The sequence below is a fragment of the Rhodococcus sp. S3 genome (assembly GCF_058211795.1).
In genome coordinates, this window is sequence record NZ_CM177074.1 from 607,147 (window position 1) to 626,075 (window position 18,929).

General features: G+C 66.8%; 17 protein-coding genes. 9 read left to right on the top strand and 8 right to left on the bottom strand.

Translation table 11 applies throughout. The features are described from left to right. The first annotated feature begins 154 nt into the window (after positions 1 to 154). From AC0LPE_RS02840 to AC0LPE_RS02870, 7 genes are all read left to right on the top strand, one after another. Entirely contained in the window at positions 155 to 1,042 is an 888-nt protein-coding gene (locus AC0LPE_RS02840) for an IclR family transcriptional regulator (protein WP_159419045.1), read from the top strand. A 96-nt stretch (positions 1,043 to 1,138) separates the two neighbouring features. Next, positions 1,139 to 2,005, top strand: coding sequence for an alpha/beta fold hydrolase (locus AC0LPE_RS02845; RefSeq protein WP_159416773.1), 867 nt, complete (start codon positions 1,139 to 1,141; stop codon positions 2,003 to 2,005). Positions 2,006 to 2,173: 168 nt separating this feature from the next. Then, a complete protein-coding gene (locus tag AC0LPE_RS02850) occupies positions 2,174 to 3,352 on the top strand; it encodes an acyl-CoA dehydrogenase family protein (protein ID WP_490605563.1) in 1,179 nt (392 codons plus the stop codon). Positions 3,353 to 3,386: 34 nt separating this feature from the next. Further along, complete coding sequence (bphC, locus tag AC0LPE_RS02855; protein ID WP_106200679.1) at positions 3,387 to 4,310, top strand: biphenyl-2,3-diol 1,2-dioxygenase; 924 nt, start codon at positions 3,387 to 3,389, stop codon at positions 4,308 to 4,310. Positions 4,311 to 4,840: 530 nt separating this feature from the next. Further along, positions 4,841 to 6,013, top strand: a complete 1,173-nt coding sequence (gene hsaA / locus AC0LPE_RS02860) for a 3-hydroxy-9,10-secoandrosta-1,3,5(10)-triene-9,17-dione monooxygenase oxygenase subunit (RefSeq protein ID WP_490605564.1) — start codon at positions 4,841 to 4,843, stop codon at positions 6,011 to 6,013. 159 nt (positions 6,014 to 6,172) lie between these two features. Beyond that, on the top strand, positions 6,173 to 7,639 hold the full coding sequence (locus tag AC0LPE_RS02865) for an FAD-dependent oxidoreductase (RefSeq protein ID WP_490605565.1): 1,467 nt from the start codon (positions 6,173 to 6,175) through the stop codon (positions 7,637 to 7,639). A gap of 683 nt (positions 7,640 to 8,322) precedes the next feature. Next, positions 8,323 to 10,218 carry a sensor histidine kinase gene (locus AC0LPE_RS02870; RefSeq protein WP_490605566.1) on the top strand — a complete coding sequence of 632 codons (1,896 nt, stop codon included), beginning with the start codon at positions 8,323 to 8,325 and terminating at the stop codon, positions 10,216 to 10,218. Positions 10,219 to 10,340: 122 nt separating this feature from the next. Here the strand turns inward: AC0LPE_RS02870 and AC0LPE_RS02875 are convergent, their stop codons facing one another. Then, positions 10,341 to 10,838, bottom strand: a complete 498-nt coding sequence (locus AC0LPE_RS02875) for a MarR family winged helix-turn-helix transcriptional regulator (RefSeq protein ID WP_160873683.1) — start codon at positions 10,836 to 10,838, stop codon at positions 10,341 to 10,343. A gap of 131 nt (positions 10,839 to 10,969) precedes the next feature. Between AC0LPE_RS02875 and AC0LPE_RS02880 the strand changes: the two genes are divergently transcribed. Then, entirely contained in the window at positions 10,970 to 12,418 is a 1,449-nt protein-coding gene (locus AC0LPE_RS02880) for an MFS transporter (RefSeq protein WP_226950058.1), read from the top strand. A gap of 53 nt (positions 12,419 to 12,471) precedes the next feature. Here AC0LPE_RS02880 and AC0LPE_RS02885 read toward each other — a convergent pair whose 3' ends face one another. Beyond that, the gene (locus AC0LPE_RS02885; RefSeq protein WP_490605567.1) at positions 12,472 to 12,990 is read right to left on the bottom strand and encodes a flavin reductase family protein; all 519 of its coding nucleotides are present in this window, start codon (positions 12,988 to 12,990) and stop codon (positions 12,472 to 12,474) included. 238 nt (positions 12,991 to 13,228) lie between these two features. Here AC0LPE_RS02885 and AC0LPE_RS02890 point away from each other — a divergent pair, with 238 nt between their 5' ends. After that, positions 13,229 to 13,834: a TetR/AcrR family transcriptional regulator gene (locus AC0LPE_RS02890; RefSeq protein WP_490605568.1), complete on the top strand. Its 606-nt coding sequence runs from the start codon at positions 13,229 to 13,231 to the stop codon at positions 13,832 to 13,834. Between the two features lie 71 nt (positions 13,835 to 13,905). Here AC0LPE_RS02890 and AC0LPE_RS02895 read toward each other — a convergent pair whose 3' ends face one another. The 6 genes from AC0LPE_RS02895 to AC0LPE_RS02920 are packed head-to-tail and all read right to left on the bottom strand — an operon-like array spanning position 13,906 to position 18,856. Beyond that, entirely contained in the window at positions 13,906 to 15,036 is a 1,131-nt protein-coding gene (locus AC0LPE_RS02895; RefSeq protein WP_159416768.1) for an acyl-CoA dehydrogenase family protein, read from the bottom strand. A 1-nt stretch (position 15,037) separates the two neighbouring features. Then, entirely contained in the window at positions 15,038 to 16,270 is a 1,233-nt protein-coding gene (locus AC0LPE_RS02900) for an acyl-CoA dehydrogenase family protein (RefSeq protein ID WP_016694679.1), read from the bottom strand. 39 nt (positions 16,271 to 16,309) lie between these two features. Next, entirely contained in the window at positions 16,310 to 17,494 is a 1,185-nt protein-coding gene (locus AC0LPE_RS02905) for a lipid-transfer protein (protein WP_088897563.1), read from the bottom strand. After that, positions 17,491 to 17,901, bottom strand: a complete 411-nt coding sequence (locus tag AC0LPE_RS02910) for a hotdog family protein (RefSeq protein ID WP_490605569.1) — start codon at positions 17,899 to 17,901, stop codon at positions 17,491 to 17,493. The genes AC0LPE_RS02905 and AC0LPE_RS02910 overlap by 4 nt, the downstream gene beginning before the upstream one ends. Next, on the bottom strand, positions 17,898 to 18,305 hold the full coding sequence (locus AC0LPE_RS02915; protein ID WP_088897562.1) for a Zn-ribbon domain-containing OB-fold protein: 408 nt from the start codon (positions 18,303 to 18,305) through the stop codon (positions 17,898 to 17,900). Before AC0LPE_RS02915 ends, AC0LPE_RS02910 begins: the two co-directional genes overlap by 4 nt. Further along, positions 18,302 to 18,856: an FAS1-like dehydratase domain-containing protein gene (locus AC0LPE_RS02920; RefSeq protein ID WP_490606304.1), complete on the bottom strand. Its 555-nt coding sequence runs from the start codon at positions 18,854 to 18,856 to the stop codon at positions 18,302 to 18,304. The genes AC0LPE_RS02915 and AC0LPE_RS02920 overlap by 4 nt, the downstream gene beginning before the upstream one ends. Positions 18,857 to 18,929 lie beyond the last annotated feature (73 nt).

The following is an 18,929-nucleotide window of genomic DNA, read 5'->3' on the forward strand; positions in this document are numbered from 1 at the left end:
CGCTCGGTGAGGAAGACGCGGATCGCGCAATCGGCCCGGTCCGCTGATCGGGAATTGTGCAACAGGTCACTCGCCGAGTACTCTGGCATCCGCTCACAAGAATCAATTTCAGTTTTTCTCTCGTGGGTGATCGGATTCCGGAGAAAGGGTGGCGATGTCCGAGGCACAACGTACGCAGGTCTCCCAGGCACCGAAGCGCGAATTGCCTGCATCGATGGTCGAGAGAATGACCCTCATCCTCGATGCCTTCGACGATCTCTCATCGCGGCTCACCCTCGAGGAAGTCGCGTGCCGCACCCAGCTTCCGCGTTCGACGGTCCACCGCATCCTCGACCAGATGGTGCGACTCGACTGGATCGACCATGCGTCGTTCGGCTACTGCCTCGGTCGCCGCGCAAAGGCCATGGGAGAGGGCGACAACGGACACATCCGTGTCCGCGAGGCCGCGGCACCGCTCCTCCACGAACTGCACATGACCACCGGGATGGTCGCGCACCTGTCCGTGCTCGACGGGCCCGACTGTGTCTACCTCGACAAGATCGGCGGCCAGCTCGCCGCGACGCTGCCGTCGCGGGTCGGTGGACGTGTACCCGCCTACTCCACGGCGGGCGGGAAGGCGCTGCTCGCCGGACTCGAGCCGGAACAGGTCGATGCTCTCTACCCCGGCCCGCACCTGCCGCGTCGCACCGAGCGGACCATCGCCGACCTGTCGACCCTGCACCTCGAACTCAATCGCATCCGCCGTCGTCACGGCCTGGCGTTCGAGACCGGCGAGGCCACCACCGGTATGTCCTGTGTGGGCGCCGCGATCCGCAGCCCCGCATCGCCGGTCGCCGCGATCTCCCTGTGCGGTCCCACCCGTCCCGGCCACCTCGAGCGCATCGCACCCCTGGTCGCCGGCGCGGTTCGCGACATCTCGCACACGCTGTACCCGGAGCTGAGCGCACCTCGTCGCAATCGTGCCGCGCGGAACACTGCAGACTCGTGGTCTCCGCAGGTCATGGAGCAGATGCTCGCCACGCAGTCGGACGGCTGGATGTAACCTGCATACGCTCACCGGCCGCCGGCACGTCCGGAACATCCCGGTGATCGGGAGCGTCCGCGCGACGTGAGGGGAATCACTGGAAGCCTCGTCGGTATGACGACGGAATTCACTTTCGAGAACACGGCGCGGGAACTCGCGACCGACCGCGGCACCCTTCGCTACCACGAAGCCGGCACGGGCGAGCCGCTTCTGCTGCTCCACGGCTCCGGACCGGGCGTCACCGGCTGGCGGAACTACCGCGGTGTGCTCGCCGACCTCGCCGAGCACTTCCGGTGCCTCGTTCTGGAGTTTCCCGGCTTCGGAGTGAGCGACCCGTGCGAAGGACACCCGATGGCCATGGCGTCGGTGGCGGTCACCGATTTCCTCGACGGTCTCGGACTCGACCGCGTCTCGATCATCGGTAACTCGATGGGCGGCATCGTCGGAACGCAGTTCGCGATCGCGCACCCCGATCGGGTCGAAAAGCTCGTCACCATCGGGGGCGCGGGACGATCGGTCTTCGCGCCGGCACCCGGCGAGGGCATCCGGTTGCTCATGGAGTTCACCGACGATCCGACCCGCGAAAAGCTCGTTCGCTGGCTGCGTTCCATGGTGTACGACCCCGCGGTCATCACCGACGAGCTCATCGAGGAGAGGTGGACGCTCGCCACCGAACCGAAGACCCTCGAGATCGCGCGGCGTATGTACAGCACTGCGGCCTTCGCTGCGGGGGCGAAGGCCGCCGCCGCGTCCGACGCCACTCCGTACTGGGCGCAGCTCCACAAGATCACGGCCCCGACCCTGCTCACCTGGGGTCGCGACGACCGGGTCAGCCCCGTCGACATGGCCATGCTGCCCATGCGCGAGCTGCGCCACGGCGAGCTGCACGTATTCCCCAATTGCGGCCACTGGACGATGATCGAGGCCCGTGAGGCATGGCTCTCGGCCGTCCTCGCGTTCCTCACCCGAGAAGACTCCTAGGCAGCGGTCGCCGGGGGTCGGTTCCTCGACCCCCGGCGAGCGCCAGGGTGTTCCCGCTCAGTGGAACTCCGGCAATGGAAGTGTTGTTCTCCTGCGACTGTAGGCACCAACGGAACCGACGCTCGCCACGCCGTATCGGGGGCGTCACCCTCACAGGTGGGAGAGATCATGGGACAGGTGCTCGACTCCGTTTCGGAGTTCGCAGACGAGATCCGCGCGGACGGTGCCGAAGGCGACACGCTCATGCGTCTGACCGACCGCAGCGCCAAACGGCTTCGTGATGCCGGCGTCATCCGGCTCCTGCAACCGAAGGAATTCGGGGGTCTCGAGGCGCACCCGCGCGAGTTCGCGGAGACCGCCATGGCCATCGGCGCGATGGACGGCGCGACCGGCTGGGTCAGCGGCATCGTCGGTGTCCACCCCTGGGAGATGGCCTTCTTCGACCCGAAGGCGCAGGAGGAGGTGTGGGGCGAGAACCCGGACACCTGGATCGCCTCCCCGTACGCGCCGATGGGTGTCGCAACTCCCGTCGACGGCGGATACATCCTCAACGGCCGCTGGTCGTTCTCCTCGGGCACGGACCACTGCGATTGGGTCATGATCGGCGCTGCCGTCGGCGACAAGGACGGCAACCGGCTGAGCCCCCCGCAGAGCCTGCACGTGCTGCTGCCGCGATCGGACTACCGCATCGACCACGAGAGCTGGAACGTGGTCGGTCTGCGCGGCACCGGCTCGAAGGATCTGATCGTGGAGAACGCCTTCCTGCCCGAGTACCGCACCCTGCGCGCCGAGCGTGTCATGGGCGGCGTGGCGTGGCAGGACGCCGGACGTGACGAGACGCTCTACAAGTTCCCGTTCTCGTGCATCTTCCCGCTGGGTATCACCTCGTCGCTCATCGGTATCGCCGAGGGTGCCCTGAACTGCTACATCGAGTCGCAGCGTGAGCGGGTCACGGTCTCCGGCACCGCGATCAAGCAGGATCCGTACGTGCTCTCGGCTCTCGGTGGGGCCGCTGCGGAGATCGCTGCTTCGCGCGCCGCGATCCTCGACACCGTCGATCGGTTCTGGGACATGACGGAGAAGGGCATCGAGGTCACCTTCGAGCAGCGCGCGATCGGTCGGCGCACGCAGACCGCCGCCGCCTGGCGGGCCGTGGCAGCGGTCGACGAGATCTTCTCGCGTGCCGGTGGTGGCGCACTGCAGTTGAGCAACCCGCTGCAACGCTTCTGGCGCGACGCGCACGCCGGTCTGAGCCACGCCATCCACGTGCCCGGTTCGATCTTCCATGCCGCGACGCTCACCCAGCTCGGCGAAGAACCGCAGGGCGTGATGCGGTCGATGATCTGACATCACATCCATTACGGCGAAGGAACATTCGGATATGACGGACATCCGGGGACTGGGTTATCTCAGGATCCAGACCACAGACATCGCACGGTGGCGCGAACTCGTCGTCGACGGACTCGGGATGGCGATCGGCGCCGGCCCCGAGGCCGACGGCCTGTACCTGCGCGTCGACGAGCGGCGGGCACGGTTGATCGTGCTGCCCGGTGAGGTCGACAAGGCACTCGCCGTCGGCTGGGAGGTGCGCGACGAGTTCGCGCTGCGTCGCGTGCGCGAAGCGGTCGAGAAGGCCGGCATCACCGTCGAGGTCCTCTCCGAGGAGGAGTCGACCTATCGCGACGCCGAGCAGGTCATCGCATTCGACGATCCGGGCGGCACCCGCACCGAGGTGTTCTTCGGCCCGGTGCTCGACCACAGCCCGGTCGTGACGCCCTTCGCCGGTGTCTTCCACACCGGCGAGGAGGGGCTCGGCCACGTCGTCCTACCCACCGCCGCGTTCGCGGAGTCCTACGAGTTCTACACTGAGGTACTCGGTTTCCTGCCGCGCGGAGCGACGCGGCTCGGTGGCCTGTCGGCACCGCCGCCTGTGCGACGCGTGCGGTTCCTGGGCGTCAACCGCCGTCACCACAGCCTCGCGTTGTGCCCGGCGCCGCCCACCGCCGAACCCGGTCTCGTGCACCTGATGCTCGAGGTCGACACCCTCGACGCGGTCGGTCAGGCCCTGGACCGGGTGAACAAGCTCGGGTTCTCGATTTCGTCGACGCTGGGCCGCCACACCAACGACAAGATGGTCTCGTTCTATGTCCGGGCTCCGGGCGGATGGGACATCGAGTTCGGCACGGAGGGGATGCTCGTCGACGAGACCTTCTACACCGCAGAGGAAATCACCGCGGACAGTTACTGGGGTCACGACTGGTCGGGTTCCGAACCGCTCGCGGCGTTCTCGCCTCCGGTGGGCTGATCGAGTTCGTTCACCCGGGTACTTTCCGACGATGCCACGGCGTACGACGCCGTGGCATCGCCGCGTCGGCGGCCTGTTCGCTCGCCTGTCACTGTCGGCTACGACATGACCGCGCGGCTCGATCTCGAACCGGCATTCTTCGAGGCTCGAGGATTCCGTTCGGTGCGACGTGAGGCGATCACCGAGGAATCGGAGACCACTGGTGGATACGCGACAGCGCCGTGAAGTACAACCCCGCCTGCCACTACACGGGTGCCCCATCGATGCGTTGTGCGCGCTCGTCCGTCAACACGGCCGGCGGCCGGGCGATATCGTGAACATCGAGGTCCGGCTCGATCCCGGCGCCTACAGTCGGCAGGTGTCACACACGCCGGCAAAGCGTATCGAACCCGACCGTCGTGCCACGATCCACGGAGCCTTCAACATCCCCGTGACTGGGGAGACGCTGTGGTTGCACACGGAGGCACAGGGGTCGGCGCGTGAACCCGGATATGCTGCGGGGGAGACGCACACACGACACGAGGAGTCCGATGACCGCCGACGACGTTCTGGGCGCGGTCCGCGAATTGACCCCGGGGATCGCCGATCGGGCCGCACGTGTCGACCAGTTCGGCCGCATTCCCGACGAGGCGATCCGCGATCTCGTCTCGGCCGGAGTGTTCCGCATGTTGCAGCCCCGCCGGTACGGCGGATGGGAGACCGAACCCGCACGCTTCTACGAAGTGGTGCGGACGATTTCGGAGGCGTGCGGTTCGACGGGGTGGATCGCCTCCATCGTCGGTGTCCACCCCTGGCATCTCGCTCTGTTCGACGATCGGGCGCAACGCGACGTGTGGGGGGAGGACGATTCCGTGCTCATCTCCTCGGCGTACGCCCCGGTCGGAAGACTCGTCCCCGTCGACGGTGGTGGTTACCGCCTGTCCGGAACGTGGATGTTCTCCTCCGGCTGCGGGTTCGCGTCGTGGGCGCTGCTGGGTGCGGTGATCGTCGGGTCGGAGGGGCGGCCCGTCGATTTCGTCACTGTTCTCGTTCCGAAGTGCGACTACGTGATTCGCGACGTGTGGAACGTCGTGGGATTACGGGGAACGAGCAGCAACGAGATCGTCGTCGACGACGTGTTCGTCCCCGACTACCGGGCCAAGAGCAACTACGAGACCTCGCAGCTGCGGGGTCCGGGCCGGAAGGTCAACACCGGTCCGCTCTATAGGCTTCCGTTCGCCGCCATGTTCACCACCACCGTCGCCGTGCCCATCGTGGGAGTGGTCGCCGGATGTTACGACGAGTATCTGTCGGCGATGCGCGAACGCGTGCGGCTGAGCCTGGGCGGGGGACGTTTCGTGGACGATCCGTTCGCGCAGGTCGCCGTGGGACGGGCAGCATCGGATATCGACGCGGCGACGCTCCAACTCGACCACAATATGCGTGAGCTGTGGAAGCTGGCGCGGGCGGGCACGGAGATTCCGCTGCAGTTGCGCTTGCGTACCCGACGGGATCAGGTGCGGGCCACCGAACGAGCGGTCGAGGCGATCGACCTGTTGTTCAAGACGGCCGGGGGGACGTCGTTGTTCCTCGGTGGAGTCATCGAACGTGCCTGGCGCGACGCGCATGCCGGAAGCGTCCACGTCGCGAACGAACCGGAGCGGGCCTATGCCTTGTACGGACGGGACGCATTCGGGTTGCCGGTCGAGGACAACCTCGTCTGATCTCTGCGCTCGCGGTGGGGACGCCGCGAGTGTTTCGGCCCGTCCTCCCGAACACCGGGAAGTTCTCACCGCCGAGGGGGAACGGCGTCTACGGTCCGAAGGGATCGCTCCACCCTCTGCGGAATCGTGTGCCGCTCTCCGTTCTCGGAAGGACCTCCCATGAGCACTTCTCCGGTTCGCCCTGTTCCTGCGGGCGAGATCGAACGCTGGGATCTCGAAGCCGACGTCGTGGTCGCCGGTTTCGGTATCGCCGGTGTCTCCGCGGCGATCGGTGCGGCCGAGAGTGGCGCGGATGCGCTGGTGCTCGAGCGTACCGGTGGCGGTGGGGGAGCGGCGGCGCTCTCGGGCGGCATCGTCTATCTCGGCGGTGGCACGCGACTGCAGAAGGCCTGCGGATTCGACGACACCCCCGAGCAGATGAAGACCTTTCTCGCCGCGGCTCTCGGTCCGGGGGTGGACGAGGACAAACTCGACGTCTACTGCGAGGGCAGCGTCGGCCATTTCGAGTGGCTCGAAGCATGCGGCGTGCCCTACAAGGAGAGTTTCTGGTCGCAGCCGGGGTGGGAGTGCCCCGTGGACGACTCGCTCATGTACAGCGGTGGTGAGAACGCCGCGCCGTTCGCCACACTCGTCGGCCCCGCTCCCCGGGGGCATCTCGCTCAGGTGCCGATGCCGCGCAACGGTGATCAGGCTGCCGGCTACGTGCTCATGACCACCCTGATCGCGAAGGCCGCCGATCTCGGCGTGCGTGTCGAATCCGATGTTCGGGTCCAGTGTCTCGTCGTCGACGAGACCGGACGTGTCGTGGGGATCGTCGCCACGAGGTTCGGTGCTCCGCTCACGGTACGTGCGCGCGGCGGTGTCGTACTCGCCACCGGGTCGTTCGCCTACAACGACGAGATGATGCAGGCGCACGCCCCGCGGTTGTACAAGCGGCCGGCCGCGACCGTAGAGGAGCACGACGGTCACGGTATCGCGATGGCTCAGGCACTCGGTGCGCGACTGGCGCATATGGACGCCTGTGAGGTCGCGTTCTTCTGCGACCCGCAACTGATCGCGCGAGGCATCCTGGTCAACGGCCGGGGGCAGCGTTACGTCACCGAGGACACCTATCCCGGGCGGATCGGCCAGCTCACCATGTACCAGAACGACAATCAGGCGTTCCTGGTCATCGACGAACAGGCCTACGAGGAAGGAATGGCCACACCGACCTCGAGTCCGCAACTCCGTCACCGGCCGACCTGGGTGTGTGAGACGGTGTCGGAACTCGAGTCCGAAATGGGTCTTCCCGCAGGAACTCTCGTCTCGACGGTGGAGCTCTACAATCGGCACGCCGAATCGGGGACGGATCCGGTACTCGGAAAGAAGTCGGAGTGGGTGCGGCCCCTCCGATCGCCGATCGCCGCGATCGATCTGCGCGGCATGACCGGAGGTTTCACTCTGGGCGGACTGCAGACCTCGGTGGACTCGGAAGTCCTTCACGTGGACGGAGAACCGATTCCCGGTCTGTATGCGGCGGGGCGCTGTACATCCGGTCTTTCCGCATGGGGCTATTGCAGCGGCATCTCTCTCGGCGACGGTAGCTTCTTCGGCCGGCGCGCAGGGAGGCGTGCGGCGACGAAGTGAGTGGCACCGGAATGTCCCCTCGGGTGCGATGAGCGGGGCATTCCGGATCCGAGTCCGGGAGGGCTCCGCATCTCGTGTCGTGCGAGCCTGCCGCGGGGGAATGCCGGGTTCGGCGACCCCAGCCGTGCGCCGGCTCTGCAATTCGCGCCGGAGGCCGGCGACCGGACCTCGGTGCCGGGTGGGCGGCCTGATCGGGTAGTCGAACACGCGAGGAGCGTTGTCGCCGTACACGGAAAGGGCGGACCTCCTCACTGCCCTCCGCACGCATTGTGTATGTTCGACGCCGCGAACAGGGGGGTATCGATGAACGAACACAGGGCTGGGCACGGTTGCCGGGGGCCGGCGGGGGCGGGCTGCCGCCGGGATTCCTCATCGTCTCCGGTGCGGACGTGTCCGGTCCGGCCCTCGACGACGGTGCTCGTCCTTCGGCGATCGACGGTTCGGCCGACCGGTTCGTAGGGGGCCGGTCCTCGGGCGAGGCCGACCGGCACGGAATTCGTCTCCGTGCCCGGGACGAAGTATTTACCCGCACGCGGATCTGGTGTAGAACGTTCCGAAAAGATGCTACTTATGTCCGAAAAGCACGTTCTTCTGATCGTGAAAGGGAGATCCGAGAAGTGGATCCGAGCCGAATACGTGCCCTGCAGATCGGCCGCTGGCGTCTCAAATACAGACTCGCGGCCGTGCTGTCGATTCCCCTCGTCGTCGCTGTCGCTCTCGGTGCCGTACGCGTCACGACTCAGCTCGACGAAGCGCAGCGGTCGGCCGCATTGTCCGAACAGACCGTTGTCGCCCCGGCACTGCTCGACTTCTCCACCGCTCTGATCAGCGTCGCTACCGCCACGAGCCTCGGATTCACCCCCAAGAACGCAACTTCGGACGATGTGACGCAGTCCATGGCCACGCTCAGGGAACTCGCCGCAGGAGCCGATCTCAACTCCGATGTCGCCGTAGAACTCGATGCGCTGCTCGCCGACGGCGACCAGCTCTACGCCGCGGTCATGAACTCCTCCCTCGGCGTCGACGAGCTCGGTCGCCGGACCACCGACTTCCTGGTGCGGTGCAAGAATCTCTTCCGGGACCTGTTCGACCTGTTCGAGAACCACGACGCTCTCGTCGACGCCACGAACCTGCTCGTGATGTGGGACGCGCAGCTCAACCTCCTCGACCAGATGGAGTCCTTCCGGCTGCTGTCCACCAACCCCGAGGCCGCCCGGCTCCTGGCGACCAACGCCATGAACACCGAAGAGTCGACGCTGCGACTCCTTCGAGGATCGGGGCTCGATACCGGGCAGATCGACGGGATGCTCGGCGATATCGAATCGCGCCGTAGACTGATCGAGAACTTCACGCCGAGCAGGCAATTCGGGGAAGACCTCCGCAACGCCATGATTTCGGCGTCCCAGCCTTATGCGGAGGGGATCGACAGCGCCAGCGCGCGCATCATCGGGACGCTCGAAGAACTGGCGGACGAGACACGTACCGCGGCCACCCGCGACGCGCTCCTCGTCACGGCAGCACTCGTACTCGCCCTGCTCCTCGCGATAGCAGTCATCCGTTCCCTGTCGGTGCCCCTGGGGCGTCTACGGGACAACACTCTCGCAGCGGCGAACACCGAGCTTCCCGCCGCCATCGCGGCGGTCAAGGACGGGGCCGACATCGACTCCGTCCGTCTCGCTCCCGTCGGCACCGATACGGACGAGGAGATCGGCGAACTCTCCCGAGCGGTGGATTCGATGAACACGCAGGCGCTGCGTCTCGCCGGCGAGCAGGCCCACCTGAGGAAACAGGTGAACGTGATGCTCGAGACGCTGGCACGTCGCAACAAGACCCTCGTCGAACAGCAGCTCTCGCTGATCGAATCTCTCGAATACGAGGAGAAGGATCCCGCGCGGTTGCAGAGCATGTTCGCTCTCGATCATCTGGCGACGCGCATGCGGCGTACCGGCGAATCCCTGTTGGTTCTCGCGGGCACGCGCCCGCGTACTCGCAGCGGGCCCGCACCGCTCGGCGACGTGCTCCGCGGTGCGGTGTCCCAGGTGGAGAACTACCAGCGGGTGCAGATCGGGAACACCCCGCACGGATATCTCGTCGGTAAGGCGGTGAACGACGTGGTGCATCTGGTGGCCGAACTCGTCGACAACGCGCTGCGGGCTTCCCCGCCCAGCACTCCCGTCAGGTTCGAGTTCTCCTCCGCCGTGGAGGGTGGCCTGCTTCTCGATATCGCCGATCGCGGAATCGGTATTCCCCGAGATGCCATGGAGGAGATCAATATCCGTCTCGCGGCGGGTGAGAATGCCGATGTCGACGCCCCGCGGCAACTGGGATTGTTCGTGATCGGGCGTCTGGCGGCCCGCAACGGCATGAGCGTGCGTCTGAGGCCGACCTTCGACACCGAGACGAACGCCGGTGTCACGGCGTCGGTCTACTTCCCGGCCGCCCTCCTCAGCGAGGTGCACATGGTCCAGCCCACCGTGATGACGGAACGTCCCCGCCGGCTCAGGACCGAGGAACTTCCGTCCTTGGTGCCGTCGACGACGCCCGCCGGAGGTATTGCCCACGGAAAGCATCGTGGTTGACGTGTGACCGGAAGTGATGCCACCGCCGTCTCGACGGCGGTGGCATCACTCGTACCGCAGGTGTTCCGGTCTGCCGGTGGTCTCGGCCGGCCACCGAACCGTGCTCGCGCGGTACCCCCGGCTCACATCCCCCCGACGGACCCGTCGGGAAGATGCACTGCGGACCCGGTGGGCCGCGGCCACGGATGCCCCGTCAAGCGTTCGATGTCGTTGTTGAAGCGTTCGAGCCACCCTGCGAAGGTGGCGACCTCGTCCTCGGACCAATCGGTCAGCACGCGCTCGAGCGCGGCGACTCCGTGGGCGCGCTCGGCGGCGAGCTTCTCCTCGCCCGAGGAGGTGATCCGGAATTTGCGGGCCATCCCGCCGTCCGGGTCGGGGATACGTTCGACCAGCCCGGCGGCGGTCATCGCCGAGGTCTGCCGGTTGAGTGTCGAACTGTCCAGATCGAGTGCGTCGCTGAGTTGGCCGATCGACATCGGGCCCTGCATGCTGATGCGGCTGAGAACCGTATAGGCGCTGCGGTCGAGCGAATGCCTGCCGCGTTTGCGGCTGTTGATGTTCGCCAGGTGCCGGCCGAGCAGCATCGCTTCGAACTCGATCAAGTGGGTCGGCTTGGTCATCGAAAGTCTTTCGTGAAGAACGTCACCCGAGTAGGTCGCCACGTTGCGGCGTCATCAGTATGTACTGTACACATCGAATGCATGATGCGTCGAATATGCATCATGCATATTTCTTTTCTTTCAGGAGTTCTATGACAGACATATCCGAAAATACCCCGGTCCGTTCCGGGGCTCTCGTCGGTGTCCTCGCCTTCACCGGCATCATCGCGGCGCTCATGCAGACCCTGGTCGTGCCCTTGATCGTGGACCTGCCGACCATGGTGAACACCTCTGCCGCGAACGCGTCATGGGTGATCACCGTGACCTTGCTCGCCGGTGCCGTGGCGACTCCGGTCACCGGACGACTGGGCGACATGTACGGCAAACGCCGCATGATGCTCGTCTGCCTCGTGCCGGTGATCGCCGGTTCGATCGTGTGTGCGCTCTCGTCCACACTCGTGCCGATGGTGATCGGTCGCGGTCTGCAGGGAATCGGCGTAGGTCTGATCCCGTTGGGAATCAGCCTCCTTCGGGACGTACTGCCGTACGACCGTCTGCATTCGGCCGTGGCACTGATGAGTGCGTCCATGGGCGTCGGCGGCGCTCTCGGACTGCCTGCATCTGCCGCCGTTGCACAGTACGTGCATTGGCGGTTCCTGTTCTGGGGCGTGGCGGTGCTCGGTGCGGTGGCGCTGGGTGCGTTGTGGTGGGTTCTCCGCGATGTTCCCGTCCTGCAGTCCGGCGGACGCTTCGACGCGGTGGGAGCGGTCGGTCTGAGTGCGGCCCTCGTCTGTCTGTTGCTGGCGATCTCCAAGGGCGCCGACTGGGGCTGGTCGAGCACCCTCACGATCGGTTTCCTCGCCGCTGCCGTCCTGCTGCTCGTAGTGTGGGGATGGTGGGAGCTGCGGGTCCGCGATCCGTTGGTGGATCTGCGCGTCACCGCCCGCCGGCCCGTGCTGCTCACCAACAGTGCTTCGATCGTGGTGGGTTTCGCGATGTACGCCCAGTCGCTGATTCTCCCGCAGATCCTGCAGCTGCCGGAAGAGACCGGTCACGGACTGGGCCAGTCCATGATCATGATGGGTCTGTGCATGGCACCGGGTGGTCTGATGATGATGGCGGTCTCTCCCATCGGAGGAAAGCTCTCGGCTCACCGCGGTCCGAAGACCACGCTGCTGGTGGGCTGCCTGATCATCGCTCTGGGGTACACGGTGGGGCTGCTGTTGATGGGATCGGTCCTGGGCCTGGCGGTCGTCGCCGCGATCTGCAGCACGGGAGTCGGGTTCGCATACGGTGCGATGCCCGCCCTGATCATGGGGGAGGTCCCTGCCACGGATACGGCATCCGCCAACAGCGTGAACAGTCTCATGCGGTCGGTCGGCACGTCCTCCGCTTCCGCCGTCATCGGTGTCGTCCTCGCGCAGATGAGTGCGCCGTTCGCCGGTCATACCATTCCCACGGAGTCCGGCTTCCGGGTCGTCCTGCTGACGGGCGCAGGCGTCGCGCTTCTCGCGGCCGTCCTCACCGCCGCCGTTCCGCAGTCGCGCCGGGCCCGTCTCGCGAAGGTCGACGCCGATGCGACGCCCTCCGTGAGGGTGTGACGACGACTTCCTCCGCCCGCCGGTAGCGGCGGGCGGAGGAAGTATCGGCGGAGTTACCGCGCGTCGAGCCCGAACGCCCCGCGGTAGAACACCATCGGACTCTGGTCGCCGACGCACTCCAGTTCGGCGACACGTCCGATGACGACATCGTGGTCACCTGCCACGTGCACATCCTCGACCGAGGCGTGCACCCGCATGAGAACGCCGGGTAGCGACGGAGTGCCCCAGCGGGACAGATCCCAGTCGAGACCGTCGAACTTGAGGCCGCGGCCGGACCCGAAGCGAGCGCACAGATCGGTCTGGTTCTCGCCGAGGACGTTGACGGTGAACCAGCCGGTACGGCGCAACCGCGGCCATGCACGCCCACGGTGGTCGGCGCAGAACAGCACGAGGGGCGGCTCGAGCGAGACCGACGCGAACGACTGGCACGCGAAACCGGTGGGGCCGTCCTCGTCGAGGCCGGTCACGACGGTGACGCCGCTCGCGAAGCGCCCCATGGCGCGGCGCATCTCGTCCGGGCCGGGCACGTCGACGTCGAACTCGGCTTCGTAGGTCGGTATCCGGGTCTGCATGTGACTCACTCCGATTCGCTCTGGTCGCTGCCTCCGGCGACGTCCTTCGAATCGAGCGTATGGGTGACGCGTGACACCTCGGAACGGCTTCTCGCTGAGTGGACTTCCTGCCGGAACGACCCGGGTCGGCGAGGCCCCGAGCTCCCACCGTTCGGGACCGCAGAAAAACCGCGATGCGACAATCTGCCCGACGGCGCGGGACAGAAACGACGGGCCGTCATCGTGGAAAGGGGAACCGGTGCCCAGAATCGGTAAGGCGCGGGACGGAGCCGAGCCGACCTCGGCCGAGCAGCGGCGACGGCAGGTGCGGATCCTCGAGGCCGCAGCACGGCTGGGATCCGAACACGAACTGGCCCGCGTGCAGATGACCGAGGTCGCCAAGAGTGCCGGGGTGGCGATCGGGACCCTCTACCGGTACTTCCCGTCGAAGACGCACCTGTTCGTGGCGGTGCTGCTCCACCGGCTCGAACTCGGCGCGGATCGGTTGCCGGCGCGGAAACCGGGTATGAGTGCCCGGGATGCGATCACCGAGGTGCTGATCGAGATGACCAGGCGGTTCGTCGACCGGCCTCTCCTGGCCTCCGCGATGTTGCTGTCCAACAGCACCGCCCCCGCGGCGGTGGTGCCGGATTCCGAAGAGGTGAGGCGGACGTTCCACCGCATCCTGTTCGACAAGGCGGGCCTCGACGACCCGACCGAAGAGGATCGGAACGCCGTGCGGCTGCTGTCGATGATGTGGTCCGGTCTGCTGGTCGCGTATCTCAACGGTGCAGCGACGCTCGAGGAGACCGAGGCGGACGTGCGGAGCAGCTGCGAGTTGTTGCTCGTCCATCTGACGGAGTAGCGACAGGTCCGGATACGACGCGAGTCCCTCTCCCGTGTGGGAAAGGGACTCGCGTCGTGAGTGCGGGCCGGCTATCCGGCGGCGCCGATCGAGGGTGCGGTGTCGAGGACGTCCCCGAGCGCAGCGGCGGTCGCGTCCGCCCCGCCGAAGGTGAACGCCAACTGCCGTCCCCACAGGAAGTAGCGGTGGATCGGGTAGTCGATGTCGGCGCCGATACCACCGTGCAGGTGCTGGCCGGTCAGACCGACCCGCACACCGCCGCGGGATGCCCACCACTTGGCGACCAGCGCCGCGGACTCGGCTTCGTCCTCGCGTCCGACGTCGATCAACCATGCCGCCTTGCGCACCGTGAGCCGGATCGCTTCGGTGTCGAGGTAAGCGTCGGCCGCGCGCACCGCGACAGCCTGGTTCGTCGACAGCGGGCGTCCGAACTGCACGCGTTCGGAGGTGTACTTGGCCGTCGCCCGCAGCGTCTCCTCGCACACCCCGAGCTGAACGGCAGCAAGAGCGATGCGGATACGACGACGGGTCCAGGCCGCGATCTCCTCACCGTCACCGGGCAGGACGTCCTCGGCTCCGATGTGCACGTCCGTGAAGCGCACCGCCGCTTCGGCGCCACGTCCGGTCACGGCGACCGGGACAGCCTCGACGCCGGTCGCGTCCACCGGCGCCACCACCACGGCGACCGAGTCGTCGTCACAGCGGACCGGGACGACGACGCCGGCGATGATGGGAGCCCACGGAACGGACGGAATCTCACCGCTGATGACGAGGTCGTCGCCCTTGCGGATCGCGGTCACGGTGGGGCTCGCGCCCGGAGTGTCGTCGAACGCGCCGGTCAGGACGACCGACCCGTCGATGAGCTTCGGAACGTAACGCTCGACCTGGGTTTCCGTGCCGAACTGTGCGAGCGGAAGAGCCGCACCGGCCACGGTGGACCATACGGGAACGGGGGCGACGCGACGGCCCTGCTGCTGCAGGATCGTCGTGAGCCCGAGCATGCCCATTCCGGCGCCGCCGACGGACTCGGGTAGAGCGAGTCCGAGGAGCCCGGCGTCGGCGAGTGCCTGCCACAGGGTGGCGTCGAAGCCGCCTTCCTTGCGCTCCACCTCGACCACACGCTCGACCTTGGCCAGCGAACCGAAGACCTGCGACGCGAGGTCCTCGACCGCGATCAGGTCGTCATCGAGTTCGAATTCCATGTCAGCTCCTCGTCTCGGCCGGCGTCTTCACCGCAGCCTGTGCCGTCGCGTCGGGGCGCCTACGGGCGCCCAGGGTCATTCCGAGGGTCTTCGCCGCCACGATCTCGCGCATCACCTCGTTGCTGCCACCACCGAAGGTGTTGTTCTGCGCGCGTCGGCCGAGCGCTTCGACGCGGCCTTCGATCACGGCGCCGTGGCTACCGGGACGCAGCAGACCGCGGGCGCCGAGCACTTCCTGCAACATGCCGTAGGCCGCGACCACGCCCTCGGTTCCGAACACCTTCGCCGCGGCGGAGTCACCACCGTCGAGGGTGTTGGCCGCGATGTCCGACACCAGACGAAGGTTCACCAGGTCGGCGGCCGACAACAGCGCGTAGACCTCGGCCAGAGTCGAACGGACCCACGGGACGTCGAACAGCACGCCGGGGCCGAAGGGCTCCTGCTTCGCCCAGGCGAGAACCTCGTCGTACATCTCGTTGGCGATGCCACCGCGGGCGGCCAGCGCGACACGCTCGTGGTTGAGCTGGCTCGTGATCAGGGTCCAGCCGCCGTTGAGCTCCCCGACGACGTTGCTCAGCGGAACGCGGATGTTCTCGTAGTACGTGACCGCCGTGCTGATTCCGCCGACGGTCTGGATCTCGGTGGCGGAGAAGCCCGGCGACGAGGTCGGCACGAGAACGACCGAGATCCCCTTGTGGCGGGGCGCGTCCGGATCGGTGCGCACGGCGAGCCAGATCCAGTCGGCGAAGATGGCCGAACTCGTGAACAGCTTGTTGCCGTCGATGACGAGTTCGTCACCGTCGATGCGGGCCCGCGTCTGGAGCGCGGCGAGGTCGGTGCCGGCGCCGGGCTCGGTGTACCCGATCGCGAACTTCAGTTCACCCGTAAGGATCTTGGGAAGGAAGAAGTCCTTCTGCTCCTGCGTGCCGTACTTCATCAGGGCCGGGGCGACGGTGTTGAGCGTGACCAGCGAGACCGGCGCGCCGGCGCGGATCGTCTCGTCGTAGAAGACGTAGAGCGCCTCGGGGTCCTCACCACGTCCGCCGTACTCCTCGGGCCATCCCAGGCCGAGCCAGCCGTCGGCGCCCATCTGCCGGTAGATCTTGTCGAAGACCGGTCCACCCTCGGTCTGATCGACCAGGGCGCGTCGATCGTCGTCGTCGATGATGCGGGCGAAGTACTCCCGCAGTTCGGTGCGCAGCCGCCGTGACTTGTCGGACAGCTCGGGATGCATGTGGTCTCCTGAGAGGTGGTCGGGGCCCGGGTTGCGGGCCTAACGGTCGGCCGAGAGGACGATCGCGCTGTGCGGCACCGGCGATCCGCCTGTGACGAGCACGTTGTCGAGTGTCTTCGCCGGCTGGTTCACGGAGGTGCCGCGGATGAGCCGGACGCCTTCGGCGATGCCGTTGACGCCGTGGATGTAGCCTTCACCGAGCTGACCGCCGTGGGTGTTGATCGGCAGTCGCCCGTCCACCTCGAGGTTGCCGTCGGCGATGAAGTCCTTCGCCTCACCGCGACCGCAGAAGCCGTACTCCTCGAGCTGGAGCAGGACCATGGGGGTGAACGCGTCGTACAGGATCGCGGCGTCGATACCTTCGGGGCCGAAACCGGCCTGTGCCCACATCTGCCGGGCGACGAGCTCCACCTCGGGCATCGCGTCGATGTCCTCGCGGTAGTAGCTGCTCATCGAGATCTGCTGAGGGCCGACACCCTGCGCTGCAGCGGTGATGATCGCCGGCGGGTGCGGAAGATCCCGTGCGCGTTCGGCACTCACGATGACCAGTGCCTGGCCGCCGTCGCTCTCCTGGCAGCAGTCGAGCAGACGCAGGGGGTCGGCGAGCATCCGCGAGTTCTGGTGGTCGTCGAGGGTGATGGGCCGCTCGTAGAACCAGGCCTTGGGATTGTTCGCCGCGTGCTTGCGCGAGAGCACCGAGATCTGCCCGAAGTCCGCGCTGGTCGCCCCGTACTTGTGCATGTAGGTGCGGGCCAGGAAGGCCTCCTGCTGAGCGGGAGTGAGCAGACCGTACGGGTTGATCCAGTTCCGGTATTCCTGGTCGGTGCTGGAGTTGTAGGCGAAGGGCGGCGGCCCGGCGCCGAAACGGTGGCCCGAGCGCTCGTTGAAGGCGCGGTAGACGACCACGACGTCGGCGACACCGCTCGAGACGGCCAGCGCGGCCTGCTGCACGGGCGCGCAGGCGCCGCCACCGCCGTGCGGGATCCGGCTGAAGAACTTCAGTTCCGGGATGCCGAGCGCGCGGGCGACGGCGATCTCGGGGTTGGTCTCCATGGTGAACAGCGCGAAGCCGTCGACCTCTTCGACGCCGATCTGTGCGTCCTCGAGAGCGGCGAGGACCGACTCGCACGCGAGCTGCCATTCGCTGCGGCCGGAGTTCTTGGAGAACTCGGTGGCTCCGATACCGGCGATAGCGGCGGCTCCGGAGAAGCCCTTGACGGTCATCGGCTCTTCCTCTCGTACGGCTCCACCACGACCTCCGCGGTGACGTGGACGCCTCTGCTGTTGCGGCCCTGCACCTTCACGGTGACGGCCGCGCCGTCGACGGCGGTCACCTCACCGTTCATGTGCATGGGGTCGCCGGGGAAGCAGGGAACGCCCAGGCGCAGCGACGCGCGGCGCACCCGCGCCGACGGTCCGGTCCAGTCGGTGACGTACCGGTCGACGAAACCGTTGGTGGCGTTGATGCTCATGAACACGTCCGGGGTGCCGCGTCCGAGTGCGGCAGCCGGGTCGTGATGCACGTCCTCGAAATCCTGTGACGCGATCGCGGTGGCCACGATGGTCGTGCGATCCATCGGCAGGACGAGTTCGGGAAGCGACTGTCCGACAGTGCATTCGGTGAGATTCATGCGTCTCCTCCGGGCTTGCGCAGCTGGGGCAGGATCTCGCCGTGCGCGTGCTCGGAGAATCCCACCTCGAGTTCCATGCCGATCTCGAGGGTGTCGTGGTCGACGCCCGCGATGTCGGCGACGATGCGGATTCCTTCGTCGAGGTCGATCAGCCCGACGGCGAGCGGGTACTCGAAGGCCGGATCCTGCGGGTGGTGGATGATCGTCCAGCTGTGAAGCGTTCCGCGCCGCGAGGATTCGACGGTCTTCCACTCGAACGAGCGGCACGCGGGACAGGCCGGTCCTGGGGGATGGCGCAGAGTGCCGCAGTCGCTGCACTGCTGGATCTCGAGTCGGCCCTCACGGACGGCGTCGAACCAGAACTGGTTGTCCTGGGTGATGGTGAGCCGGGGGACGGCGGTCATCGCGTCTCCTTGTCGGTGTTCGGGTTGAACCGGAGCATCCGGAAGCGTTCCTCGGCGACGACTTCGCCGTTCTGGCCCTCGTAGCGCTTGTACAGTGTGAAGAATCGGCCGTCGCCGAGACCCGTTCGCTTGATCTCCGATACGGACTCGATCGTGTAGTGGGCAGTGATGTGATCGCCCGGGACGAGTTCGCGGTGATAGTCCTGCTCGACGTTCGTCGCCACGACGGAGGTGAAACCCTCGCGATCGAGGTCGGCGAGCATCCGGGAGTACGCGAAATCCTCCACGACGCCCTCGGCCCGCTTGCGCTGCACATCACGCCAGCGGCGGTAGCCGGCCATGATCCAGGTGGAGATCATGGCGGGCGGGCAGACGATGGAGTCGCGCCCGGTTTCGCGGGCGGCCTCGGCGTCGACATAGATCGGGTTGAAGTCGTCGTGGGCCTCGACCCAGTTGCGGATCATGGCGTCGTTGACGGCGTACCGGGCCACGCGGGGTGGTTCGGCCACCTGCCCGACGTATTTCTCGTAATCCTGCTCGACGGTCTGCATGGCCCAGTCACTCCTCTTCGACACGCGCGTTCGTCGTCACGCTAAGTGGGGCCGACAAGCAAGTTTCCGTGAT